The 12,551-nt window shown below is 46.0% G+C and carries 11 protein-coding genes; 9 read left to right on the forward strand and 2 right to left on the reverse strand.

Annotation, left to right across the window (positions count from 1 at the left end; genetic code table 11):
• The first annotated feature begins 51 nt into the window (after nucleotides 1–51).
• The 6 genes from LG330_RS03910 to LG330_RS03935 are packed head-to-tail and all read left to right on the forward strand — an operon-like array spanning nucleotide 52 to nucleotide 5,160.
• Nucleotides 52–1,275: an ABC transporter substrate-binding protein gene (locus tag LG330_RS03910; protein WP_404407570.1), complete on the forward strand. Its 1,224-nt coding sequence runs from the start codon at nucleotides 52–54 to the stop codon at nucleotides 1,273–1,275.
• Nucleotides 1,256–2,119 carry an ABC transporter permease gene (locus tag LG330_RS03915; RefSeq protein WP_404407572.1) on the forward strand — a complete coding sequence of 288 codons (864 nt, stop codon included), beginning with the start codon at nucleotides 1,256–1,258 and terminating at the stop codon, nucleotides 2,117–2,119. Before LG330_RS03910 ends, LG330_RS03915 begins: the two co-directional genes overlap by 20 nt.
• Before the next feature lie 9 nt (nucleotides 2,120–2,128).
• Entirely contained in the window at nucleotides 2,129–2,920 is a 792-nt protein-coding gene (locus LG330_RS03920) for an ABC transporter permease (RefSeq protein ID WP_404407574.1), read from the forward strand.
• Nucleotides 2,917–3,876 carry an ABC transporter ATP-binding protein gene (locus tag LG330_RS03925; protein ID WP_404407576.1) on the forward strand — a complete coding sequence of 320 codons (960 nt, stop codon included), beginning with the start codon at nucleotides 2,917–2,919 and terminating at the stop codon, nucleotides 3,874–3,876. Before LG330_RS03920 ends, LG330_RS03925 begins: the two co-directional genes overlap by 4 nt.
• A gap of 24 nt (nucleotides 3,877–3,900) precedes the next feature.
• Nucleotides 3,901–4,566 (forward strand): TVP38/TMEM64 family protein, encoded by a 666-nt coding sequence (locus LG330_RS03930; protein WP_404407578.1) that lies wholly within the window; start codon nucleotides 3,901–3,903, stop codon nucleotides 4,564–4,566.
• A gap of 12 nt (nucleotides 4,567–4,578) precedes the next feature.
• Complete coding sequence (locus tag LG330_RS03935) at nucleotides 4,579–5,160, forward strand: CDP-alcohol phosphatidyltransferase family protein (protein ID WP_404409491.1); 582 nt, start codon at nucleotides 4,579–4,581, stop codon at nucleotides 5,158–5,160.
• A gap of 70 nt (nucleotides 5,161–5,230) precedes the next feature.
• Here the strand turns inward: LG330_RS03935 and LG330_RS03940 are convergent, their stop codons facing one another.
• Entirely contained in the window at nucleotides 5,231–6,961 is a 1,731-nt protein-coding gene (locus tag LG330_RS03940; protein WP_404407580.1) for an ABC transporter ATP-binding protein, read from the reverse strand.
• Nucleotides 6,962–7,096: 135 nt separating this feature from the next.
• Between LG330_RS03940 and LG330_RS03945 the strand changes: the two genes are divergently transcribed.
• Nucleotides 7,097–8,176 (forward strand): NAD(P)/FAD-dependent oxidoreductase, encoded by a 1,080-nt coding sequence (locus tag LG330_RS03945; RefSeq protein WP_404407582.1) that lies wholly within the window; start codon nucleotides 7,097–7,099, stop codon nucleotides 8,174–8,176.
• A 212-nt stretch (nucleotides 8,177–8,388) separates the two neighbouring features.
• On the opposite strand, the gene LG330_RS03950 is transcribed toward LG330_RS03945, so the two are convergent.
• Entirely contained in the window at nucleotides 8,389–9,579 is a 1,191-nt protein-coding gene (locus LG330_RS03950; RefSeq protein WP_404407584.1) for a dicarboxylate/amino acid:cation symporter, read from the reverse strand.
• A 490-nt stretch (nucleotides 9,580–10,069) separates the two neighbouring features.
• Between LG330_RS03950 and LG330_RS03955 the strand changes: the two genes are divergently transcribed.
• Both LG330_RS03955 and murF read left to right on the forward strand, forming a co-directional pair.
• A complete protein-coding gene (locus tag LG330_RS03955; protein ID WP_404407586.1) occupies nucleotides 10,070–11,140 on the forward strand; it encodes a D-alanine--D-alanine ligase in 1,071 nt (356 codons plus the stop codon).
• 13 nt (nucleotides 11,141–11,153) lie between these two features.
• Nucleotides 11,154–12,515: a UDP-N-acetylmuramoyl-tripeptide--D-alanyl-D-alanine ligase gene (murF, locus tag LG330_RS03960; protein WP_404407588.1), complete on the forward strand. Its 1,362-nt coding sequence runs from the start codon at nucleotides 11,154–11,156 to the stop codon at nucleotides 12,513–12,515.
• Nucleotides 12,516–12,551 lie beyond the last annotated feature (36 nt).

Raw genomic sequence — 12,551 nt, forward strand, 5'->3', positions numbered from 1 at the left:
GACTCGTGTTTGATAGATGAAAAACATTCAAAGAACAGGGTGATGATTGATATGAAAAAAAGTTATATCCTTTTAGCAGGACTGCTCCTTGCAGGCTGCAGTTCACAGCAGGCGGAAGAACAGGAAGATCTTAATCTCTCAGATTCATCGTGGGAAGATATTACTGAAACCGCAGCAGGAGAAACTGTGCGCCTTTATATGTGGGGCGGGGACACAGGTATTAACAGCTACATAGATGAGTATGCGATTCCGGCATTACAGGAGGAATACGACGTCACACTTGAACGGATTCCGCTTGATACGAATGAAATTATTCAGAAGCTGGAAACTGAAAAAAGAGCGGATCAGGATGAAGGGACAATTGATCTGATCTGGATGAATGGAGAGAATTTCAAGCGAGCAAAAGAAGGCGATCTTCTTTTCGGACCATTCGTTGATGAACTTCCTTCTTATCAGGATTACTATCAGCCGGAAGACTATGAATTTGATTTCGGTACAGCAACGGAAGGATACGAGGCACCATGGGGGAAGGTACAGTTTGTCTTTAACTATGACACGACCAAAATAGACAATCCGCCATCAACTTTAGATGAACTGAAAACCTGGATCAGCGAGAACCCGGGAAGGTTTACGTATCCGGAAGCAAGTGATTTTACCGGAAATGCTTTTATCAGGCACGTGATGCTTGGAGAAGCGGTGGAAGCAGAAGGATTACTGGGTGAGCCGTATGCACCGCTTGAAGAAAGCCAGGCAACTGCGATGTGGGATTATTTAAAGACAATAGAACCTGATCTGTGGAGAGGCGGCGAAACGTATCCTGCTTCACTTGAAGAACTTGATCGCCTGTACAGTCAGGGAGAAGTATGGATGACAATGGGTTATAACGAAGCGCGTGCAGAATCACTGTTGCGTGACGGTGTGTTCCCTGAGACAACTGAATCATTCGTGCTTGAGGATCCGGGTTCAATCGGAAATACGCACTTCCTGTCAATTCCCTATAACAGTCCAAATAAAGAAGCGGCAATGGCTGCGATCGACTTTTTCTTAAGTCCTGAAGCCCAGCTTGAAAAACTGCAGCCTGACTATTGGGGAGAAAGCTCACCGATCGATGTTGGCAGTCTGAGCGAAGAAGAACGCGCAGGCTTTGAAGAACTTGATCGTGGAAATACTGTGCTTGATGCAGAGGTGCTTGCAGAATCATATATCTCTGAAGTAGACGCAGGATACGTGGAATGGATTGAATCGGAGTGGCGCAATGAAGTGGCGGCAGACTAACCGGCTGATCCTTTTGCTGCTTCCTGCCTGTGCATTTTTACTGCTGGCGGGAGGGAGTCTGATTCTTGCTTTTATGGAAAGTGTGAGAGGAGAAACCGGATTCTCCTGGACCTATTACAGCGCACTTTTTGACAGACGTGAACTGATTGACAGCCTGCTCTACAGTATCCTGATTACCTTCAGTTCAACGCTTGTCTCACTCGTTATTGGTTGGCTGATTGTCAGAAGTTTTTATCTGCATATTGATGGCAGCGGAAAGTGGATGGTATGGGTTCCGATGCTTTTCCCGCATTTTGTGTGGGGCTATTTTGTACTGCTTTTACTCGGGCAAAGCGGACTCATTTCAACCTTTTTTGTGCAGACCGGTCTGCTTGAAGACAGCACACTCTTTCCGGTCCTCGTGCAGGATCAGTCAGGCATCGGTATTTTTATCACTTATGTATGGAAGGAAATACCCTTTGTGATTTTAATGCTGCTCCCTGTCTATCTTCAGCTGCCAAAGCAGTTTATGGAAGTCAATGCAGTTCTTGGCGGGAGCGGTGCTGACTGGTTCAAAACGGTCGAGTGGCCGTGGGTGAAACCTGTCATGTTTGAAACGGCGCTGATTATCAGCGCGTTTGTTTTCACTGCTTATGAAGTGCCGGGTCTGCTCGGTGTATCTTACCCGCAAATGACACCGGTGCTTGCATACGAGTGGTTTTACAGTGTCTCTCAGGATGAGCGCACAATGGCATTTGCCTTATTAATGTTTGTTGCGCTGATCTTTGGAACGATCTCACTCGCAGGCTTTGCACTGATGAATAAAAGAAGAATGTTGCTGTCAAAAAGCAGCCACCGTTACTAGGAGGGGACTATGAAAAAGAATCTTTTCTACATCAGCTGTCTGATCTTTTTTATCACCCCGGTTCTCATAATGGTGATTAAAAGTGTCACAACACCCTGGCGGTCAGGCATCGCGCTTGACTGGACGCTCCGGGGGTGGGAAGTCGTTTTTCAGGACAGCAGAGTCATTGAATCCATGGGGACAACGCTCTTCATTGCACTTGCTGTCGCACTGATTAATCTGCTTGCAGGCGTGCCAATTGCAAAAGCATTGTCTCATCGCTCATTCCCTTTAAAAAACACACTCGAAGTGATGCTGCTACTTCCGTTGTTCCTGCCGATTATGGCAGCAGCAATGGGCCTTCATATCACAATGATCCGCATGGGGCTGGCTAATACGTGGCTAGGTGTCACCATTGTGCACCTCGTTCCAACAATTCCATATACGATAAAAGTGCTAAAAGTGGGATACGACCGGATCCCCCAGGATATGCTGGGTCAGGGCCGGATGCTGAAAGCAGGCGCGTGGCACGCATTTCGTACAATCGAACTGCCGCTGCTGATCCCGAGTATCAGGAGTTCAATCTTTCTTACAGTAACGATTAGTGCGGGGCAATACGTCCTCACTGCGATCATTGGTGGAGGCAGCGTACTGACGATGCCAATCATCTATTATCCATTCCTACAGTCAGCTGATGACACGGTCATGGCTGCATTTTCAATTGCCTTCGTACTTATTCCGGCAGCGGCGATCATCATCGCAGAGGCAGTCGCCATGCTCGTTGCAGGAAGATCATTTATGAAAAGGAGGAGCATATTGTGAGTCACCCCTATCTACAGGTGAAAAATGTATCAAAAACGTTTGATGAAAACAGGATATTCACTGACCTTTCATTCTCCCTTCAAAAAGGGGAAATCCTTTCATTGGCAGGTCCATCCGGAACCGGAAAATCAACGCTTCTCCGCTGCATTGCAGGGCTTGATTATTTTTCAGATGGACAAGTAATGATCGAAGGGACTGACCTGTTAAATAAACCGGTCAAGCACCGGCCGGTCGGAATGATCTTTCAACAGGCTCTGCTTTTTCCGCATATGACACTGCTTGAAAATGTCGCTTATGGTAAAAAGATAACAGATGGAAAAAAGCATGCGAATGAGCTGGCGCATGATTATTTGAAAGAAGTGGGACTGGAAAGTCAGGTCCATCAATATCCGCATGAACTCTCCGGCGGACAGCAGCAGCGGGCAGCACTTGTCCGTGCCATGCTGTTAAAGCCGAAGCTGTTCCTTCTTGATGAGCCATTTTCAAGTCTGGACCCAGGTCTCAGGAAAGATTTAAGAGAGTGGGTCAGAGCTTTTTTGAAAAAAGAAGAAATGACCTCGATCTTTGTGACGCATGATAAAGAAGAGGCGATGCTGCTTGGTGACCGGACAGCAGTGATGGCAGAGGGACGCATCCAGCAGATCGGTCACCCCGAAGAGCTATACCATTCTCCGCGAAATGCCCTTGTAGCCTCTCTTTATTCTGATGTCATTGTCCTTGATCAGACGCGCTACTGTCCCGCTGAAAAGGCGAGATGGTCTTTAGAAAAAACACCGGACGGGGAGTGGTTTGCAGCAGAGTGGGTAAATGAAACATACCACTTCGGCCGCAGATATGCGCATGTTTTACTGGACGGCGGCAGCAGAATAGCAATTCCGGCTGGAGACCAACATTCAGCTTCAAAAGGATATGTCATTTTTCCAAAAGATGAGATCCGGTATTTTCAGGCACAATAACGCTTTATAGAGAGGGGGGCAGGGATGAAAAGGAAAACAATTACGGCGGCAGTGAGCGTATTAGTGATCGCGATCTTCCTGTACTGTTTCAACAGGACCTATCTGGATGTGTCACCGACAGATATTCAGCAGTGGATACAGTCCATAGGCTGGTGGGGGCCGGTGCTGTTTATCATCATTTACGCTTTCAGACCAATTATTCTGTTTCCTGCCTCTGTTCTCTCTATTGCAGGCGGTCTTGCTTTTGGAGCGATTTTCGGATTTATTTATGTAATAATTGGTGCTGTTCTCAGTGCAATTGTTGCCTACTTAATTGCCCGGAGATTCAATCATACTTTTATCAAAAAGATTCAGGATCCCCGCATACAGCTGGTCACATCCAAAATGGAGGAGAAAGGCTTTTTATATGTACTGCTTTTAAGGCTCGCGCCATTGTTAAACTTTGACCTGGTCAGCTATTCTGCAGGACTTGCTAACGTAAAGCTCAAAGCTTTTACACTCGCAACGATCATCGGAATTATACCCGGTACTTTTGGCTATATCTTTTTAGGGTCGAGCATAGCTGAAGGAGACATCAGAATTATTCTGCTTGGACTGACATTTTTTGCTGTCGTCATCACGATTCCAATCATCTACAGAAAGAAAATGGCTGTCTGGTTGGGCCTTCAAAAAGAAGATAATAGGGAGTAGGAGGTGTTGACGCTGCTAGATACATATGGAAGAAAATACGCAGAACCTGTGATTCGCAAAACAGCTGACCGTTTCCTCGCATTTGGCTGGACGGCCAATCAGGTAACCATCGGCGCATTCATCATTGGATCGGCTTCAGGCCTCATTTATTATCTCGGATTTCCGGTGATCGCAGTCATTGTCCTGTGGCTGTCCGGATTTCTTGATGCCGTCGACGGTTCAATGGCCCGCGCCACAAAAACGTCCCCGTTCGGCACAGTCATGGACGTCACCTTTGACCGCATCGTAGAGATCAGTGTCATCCTTGGCGTTGCATTTCTCTACCCGGACATCATGTGGGCCGCGCTGCTATTGATGGCATCCATTGTTGTTTCAATGACGATCTTCCTCACAGTAGGAAACGTATCTGAAAATAACGGGATCAAGTCATTCCGCTACCAGGCAGGACTTGCTGAGCGGACAGAGGGCTTCATTTTTCTGAGTGTCATGATGCTCGCACCATCCATTGTCTTATGGACCACCCTCGCCTTTTTGGCAGTAGAACTGTTTACAGCAGGTCAGCGGTTTATGGAAGCGAAGAGACTGCTGGGTTAAATGTGGAATGCGCTTAAATAGAATAAAAAACACTCGCACCACCGGTTGCCCGGATCATGCGAGTGTATTTCTATGCAAGCTGCTGCTCAGCATACTCTCTGTAAAGCGGATGCGTCTGGATCAGCTGTTGATGTGTCCCGATCCCTGTAATCCGTCCTTTTTCAATAAAAATAATTTTATCCGCATCCACAATCGTTGACAGCCTGTGCGCAATAATAAACGTCGTCCGCCCCTCCATCAGCCTGCTTAGCGCCTGCTGTACAATCGCCTCAGACTGACTGTCAAGACTCGCAGTCGCCTCATCCATCATCAGAATTTTAGGATCTCTCAGAAATGCTCTGGCAATCGCAATCCGCTGGCGCTGTCCACCTGAAAGCTTTACGCCGCGCTCGCCGACCTGAGTATCGAGCCCTTCAGGAAACTCTCTGATAAATGGTTCTGCATAAGCCATCGCCGCTACTTCCCACAGCCTGTCATCATTGATTGAATCAGCATTACCCAGTCCGTATGTTAAGTTATCACGGATTGTACCGGCCATCATCGGGCTATCCTGCGAAACGTATCCAATCTGACTCCGCCATGCATTCATCGAAAGATCCGTAATCGGTGTCCTGCCAATAAAAATGCCGCCTTCTGCAGGTTCATAAAAACGCTCCAGCAGACCAAACATCGTGGACTTTCCACCACCACTTGGCCCTGCAAAAGCAACCATCTCACCAGGTGCAGCGTCAAACGATACATTTGAAATGATCGGTTCACCCGCTTCATAAGCAAATGATACGTTTCTTACATGTACCGGCATTCCACTGATATCGAGATCCTCGCCTGTTCTGCCGTCCTCCGGTGTAAGATCAATAATTCCGATAATCCGCTCCGTCGCACCTTTTGCTTTTTGCAGCTGTGTAAAAAACATCGCAAATGACGTGATCGGAAAGACAATCTGAAACAGATACAGCAGGAATGCAACAAGCGAGCCCGTTGTCATTGACCCTTCCGCCACCCTGATCCCGCCGTAGCCGATAATCACAACAATGACAGCCATCATCACAAGGTAAATAAGCGGACCGACAATCGCAAAAATCCGCATCTCCTTCAAGCCGAACATCAACAGGTTTTTAATGCCGCCTTTTCCTTTTGAAGCTTCAAATGTCTCAGCATTCGACGCTTTCATTAATCTGATCTCACTTAACGTCTGCTGGATCTTTCCTGTGAAATCAGCCGTCTCATCTTGCAGCCCGCGTGAAATCTTAGACATCTGTCTGCCGAGTGGAATCATAATCCCCACTGTAACAGGGACAGATATCAGCATCAGAAGCGTCATCCGCCAGTCCATCACTAAAAGAATAATGACTGCACCAAAAATTGTAATAATGCCTGTGATAAATTGCGGGAAGTGCTGGGAAATCAAATCCTTCACAATCCCTGTATCATTCACCACGCGGCTCACAGACTCACCGCTTGCCTTCTGATCATAATAGCTGACAGGCAGGCGGATCATCTTCTCCCACATCTGTTCACGTAGTCTCGCTACAACTACCTGACCCGTATAACCGAGCAGGTAAGTCGAGCCGCCATCAATCAGCGCCTGCACAATAAAGACAATCGCAATTGCTGCGACCAGCCACCCGCTTAAAGAAACTGAAAAGCCATCGACCAGCTCACGCGTCAACAACGGAATGGTCAGTCCGACTAGCGTCGTCAGAATACTCCCGACCAATCCAAGCGTCAAAGCAAGTCTTGGGATTTTAGTTGATAAAATTAATTGAATAAAAGGTTTCATACCTGTATCATTCTGTGCCATAAGAGACTCCTATCTTTTCGAATTTTTTATGAAAATTATATCCTATTTCAATCCCTCAGGCTGTGTCAGAAGCATGTACGCTTTATTTTCACGGCTGCTGCCTGATAGAATAGAGAAAACGCTGAGGAGGAAATAATGAAAACAATTGTACTTGCCGGGGGTGGGCACACGCACCTTGAAGTATTGCGCCGGCTCACCGCTGAACGTGATACAGAAGTAAAATGGGTCCTCGTGTCAGCATCCCGCTATCATTATTATTCCGGTATGTTCTCAGGCTTTGCTGAAGGGCTTTATACCCTTGAAGATATCCGAATTGATCTGAAGAAAATTTGTGAAGATAAGAAAATTGATTTTATAGAAGAAACGCTTCATTCCTTTGATCCTGAAAAACGGGAAGTCGTTCTGTCATCGGGTGAAAAACTGCAGTACGATCGTCTTTCACTGGATATCGGCTCACATACGGCGCCAGGCAACATAGAGAGACTTGCAGAAAAACAGGTGCAGATCAAACCTGCGCATCTGTTTTCGGACCGGATTGAGGCATGCCGCAAAGCAAAAGAACTCGTCATCATTGGCGGTGGAGCAGCAGCCGTAGAAATGGCTTTTTCATTCAATCAGTGGAAGCAACAGAACGGCCGCAAGTATGACTGTGTTACAGTAATCGCATCGAGTGAACTGATTGATCAAAAATCGGATGCTGTGATAGAAACACTCTTTGATCATAAAGGCATCCATTTTTCAAAAAACGATACAGCTGTGAAAGTAACAGACCGATATGTGATGACTGAAAGCGGGGAAGAGGTTCCATATAACGAAGTCATCTTTCTTGGCGGAGCCCAGGCGCCTGCGCTTTTAGCGGAGTCCGGCCTGCCGGTTGATGATAAAGGCTTTATCAAAGTAAACGGCTGCCTGCAGACGACTGATGATAGCCGGGTCTTCGCAGCAGGAGATTGTGCTGCACTCACAACGCATCCGAATCTGCCGAAAAGCGGTGTATATGCAGTACGCCAGGGGGAAGTGCTTCATCACAACCTGATCGCAAGTCTTAAGCGCGAGGGGATGAAAGATTATGTGCCTCAGTCTCGTGCATTGATTTTACTTTCTACAGGAAATAAACAGGCATTGATGCTCTATGGAAAGTGGCGTCAGTTTGGCAGCTGGGCCTGGTGGTGGAAGGATTATATCGACCGGGGTTATATGAAGAAATATCAGTGAACGAATAGAAAAACCGGAGCGTGCTTCAGTGCACGCTCCGGTTTTCTGTTAATAAACAGGTTTTGGGTGGTGGGTATTTTGTCATAAAGCTTCGAACATGACCATTTGAACGCCGAACATGGGATGTTTTTCTCCGAAGATTGCACGGTAACCTTCGAACAACCGCGTTTATTTTCCGAACACCATGTGTTTTTCTACGAACCAATCACAAATTACCCAGCCTTCACACCAGCTTCATTCTTCACCTTACTACGCTTCGTAAAACGGTCAACAATCGAGCTGATCGCGCCATCTCCAGTGACGTTTGTAGCAGTACCAAGACTGTCCTGTGCAAGGTAAAGCGCAAGCATGAGTGAAGTCATCGCGCCCGAGAAGCCGAGCATTGATTCAAGCAGACCAAGTGAAGCTACAACAGCGCCGCCCGGGACACCAGGTGCTGCGATCATTGTCACACCAAGCATCAGAATGAACGGGAACATCTGTGTGAACGTTGCAGTTTCACCCTGGATCAGCATCACTGCCATTGCACAGCTGACCAGTGTAATTGTACTGCCGGCTAAGTGGATATTTGCAAGCAGCGGAATACAGAAGTCTGCTGTCTTTTCACGGACGCCCATCTTTTTAGACTGCTCAAGTGTAACTGGAATTGTCGAAGCTGATGATTGAGTACCAAGTGCTGTGAAGTAAGCAGGCATCATATTTTTCAGCATCGCAAATGGATTCTTGCCGTGCAGTGCTCCTGCAGTTGAATAGATTGATACAAGATACAGTATGTGCAGTGCAATAATCATAACGAACACCAGAAGGAATACATTAATAATCGCACTCACCTGTCCGCCCTGTGTCATATTCGCAAAAATACCGAATATGTGAATAGGTAGGAGTGGGATAATAATTTTTTCAATCAGTTTTTGAATGATTGTACGGAATTCTTCAAGTCCTTTTTGCAGGACGCTGTTTTTAAAAGCTGAAATTCCGATTCCAAGCACAAATGACAGCAGCAATGCGGACATAATGCCCATCACAGGTGTCATTTCGATACCGAAGTATCCCCCGAGCAATGCTTCTTCAGGATTCTCAAATGCTTGTGATGCTTGAGACCCTAAGAGAATGGGGTATAGGACTGTAGCACTTAAAAAAGCAACCAGACCTGCAATAACCGTTGATGCATAAGCAACTCCGGCAGTCAGACCAAGCGCTTTTCCGGCTCCGCGGCCCATGGCACCGATACCTGGTGCGATAAATGCAATGATAATTAATGGAATTGCGAATGACAGGAACCCGCTGAAAATATCATTAAATGTTGCAGCCACTCTGATCAGCCATTCAGGACTGATACTTCCGACAGCAACACCAAGTGCAATTGCGATTACAATACGGGGAAGTAAGCCAATTTTTTTCATCGTAAAGTCCTCCTGTTGTGTACAGTTGTATTTGATAGAAGGATTATAACGCGATGTATCTGGCTTGTTAAGGGGAAAAGCTTAAAAAATAATAATAAAATTATTTAGAATTATCTGTTTAATGAAGGGGTCTCAGCGTAAAAAGTAGGTTTTTTGTTATAGTAAAAAAACAAAAAATCGATTCATCAAACTCATTTCCCAAATCGCAAAACGTGATAAGATGGAGGAGTATGATTTTTAACATCGCTCTGTTAAAGTCAGTTGTTGTGTATGCACAGCTGTTGATTGGAGCGTAAGGGGGCGACTCCTGCGGAAAAACGATCGTGAGAGACCCCGGAAGGCAGCGCACTTTTGCCTGAGGAGGCTCGAACGTTCGTCCGCGGAAAGCGTCTCCCTGAAGCGGAAATCAACAGCCAACTTTAACAAAGTCACTAAACTAAATGATTTACATAGATAACCGTATTAAACAATTAAATGGAGGATTTTATAGATGAAAACCAAACTATGTTTACTGTTCGGCGGAAAATCTGCAGAACATGAAGTATCACTTCAGACAGCCAAAGCCGTCATTAAGGCACTGGATTTAACAAAATTCGAAATCGACCCGGTATTTATTACAAAAGAAGGTGAGTGGAGAAAGGGACCATCACTTTCTGCGCCGGTCGAAGACGTAAAGCAGCTGCAATTCGGCGAGCAGGCCGAGGTATCGCCTGCTGAAGGATTAACACACGTACCATCTGCACCTGAAGAAACGTATGATATTGTCTTTCCACTGCTGCACGGACCAAACGGTGAAGACGGGACAGTTCAGGGACTTCTTGAAGTGTTGAACGTCCCTTATGTGGGAAATGGCGTGCTCGCTTCATCAGCGGGTATGGATAAAGTCATTATGAAGAATCTGTTCAGAGACGCAGGCCTGCCGCAGGTCGACTACACATCCTTTATCCGCTCAGCGTGGGAGCAGGACAAAGAGGCAGCTTACGTGAAAACAGAAGATGAAATCGGCTACCCTTGCTTTATTAAGCCTGCCAACCTCGGTTCAAGTGTTGGTATCAGCAAATGTACAGATCGTGCAGAACTCGAAGCCGGATTTGAAGAGGCATTCCAGTTTGACCGTAAAATTGTCATTGAGCAGGGTGTGAAAGCGCGTGAGATCGAACTTGGCGTAATCGGCAATGACTTCCCGGAAGTATCAGTACCGGGTGAAATTGTCGCGAAAAAAGATTTTTATGATTATAAATCCAAGTATGTCGACGGAGATTCAGTCATGATTATTCCTGCAGAACTTCCTGAGGGGATGGCTGATGAACTTCAGCGCATGGCGAAAATTGCATTCCAGACAGTTGATTGCTCAGGACTGGTACGTGCAGATTTCTTCGTGACAGATAAAAATGAAATTTTCATCAATGAAATTAATACAATGCCAGGATTTACTCCTTACAGTATGTTCCCGCTTCTATGGGAAAATACTGGCGTTCCATATGCTGAGCTGATTGAAAAGCTTGTGCAATTTGGCATTGAGCGCTATGAAGATAAACAGAAACTAAAAACTTCAATTTAAGGAGAAGCCAGTCATGAAAAAAACTTTACAAGAAATTGCTGACATCTTAGAAACGGATGCTCCTTCACAAAAATTTGCGAGTGCTGTTGTTGAAGGTGCCAGCATTAATACATTAACCATTCAGCCGGGAAACCTTTTTGTACCGTTTAAAGGTGAGAGAACGGATGGTCACAAGTATGTCCGCCAGGCTTTTGAAAAGGGAGCGGGTGCTTCTTTATGGCAAAAAGGTGTGCCGGACGTACCGGTAGATTTGCCAGTTATTCTCGTTGATGATCCTGAAAAAGCACTTCAGAAGCTTGCAGCTGCCTATCGGAAGGAAAATCATTTTAAAGTTGTAGCCATTACCGGCAGTAACGGGAAAACGACAACAAAAGATATGATCGCAGGCGTTCTTTCCACTAAATTCAGCGTGCAGAAAACAGAAGGTAACTTTAACAATAATCTCGGTCTGCCTTTAACGCTGCTTAATATCAAAGAATCGACTGACGTTGCGGTACTTGAAATGGGTATGAGTGGATTTGGCGAAATCGAGCTGTTGAGTCAGATTGCAACACCGGACATTGCAGTCATCACAAATATTGGCGAATCACATCTTCAGGACCTCGGTTCAAGAGAAAATATCGCTAAAGCGAAGTTTGAAATCATCTCTGGATTAAATGAAAACGGCATCCTGTTTTACTACGGAGACGAGCCGTTATTAAAGAACCTGGTTGATCAGACTGAAGGCTTGAAATGCGCATCGTACGGCTATAAAGACACGAATGGTCTGTATCCGAGAAACACTGAAATCGATGATGCAGGCAGCCGCGTTCAGCTTGGCACTGAGGAAACCTGGGTATCGATCCCGGTCCTTGGCAGACACAATGTACTGAACGGACTCGCTACAATCCGTACAGCACTGCACCTTGGCCTGACGCTTGAAGAGATTGAAGAAGGTTTTGCTAAGACTGAAATGACATCCATGAGAATGGAGCGCGTTGAAGGGGCTAACGGCGAAGTATTTATCAATGATGCTTATAATGCGAGCCCGACTTCCATGCTTGCTGCACTTCAATTTCTTGAAGAAGCAAATGCAGAAGGGAAGAAAATCGCGGTGCTTGGGGATATGCTTGAGCTTGGTGAGCATGAAGAACAATTCCATCGTGAAATCGGTCAGAAAATCAATTTTAATGAAATCCCTGTGCTGCTTACATTCGGTCCGCGTTCAAGATGGCTGGCAGAAGAAGCAATTGAAAGAAGCCCGCTTGTATACTGGTTCGACCAGCATGCTGATCTTGTAGCAGAATTGAAAAAGCATCTTTCTGAAGGTGACATTGTACTTGTGAAGGGCTCACGCGGAATGGAGCTTGAAAAAGTGATTGAGGCTTTTAAATAACATACTTGATAAGCCGTCCTGTGGGGCGGCTTTTTG

Source organism: Jeotgalibacillus malaysiensis (genome assembly GCF_044789845.1).
In the GTDB taxonomy this organism is placed as follows: Bacteria; Bacillota; Bacilli; order Bacillales; family Jeotgalibacillaceae; genus Jeotgalibacillus; species Jeotgalibacillus malaysiensis_A.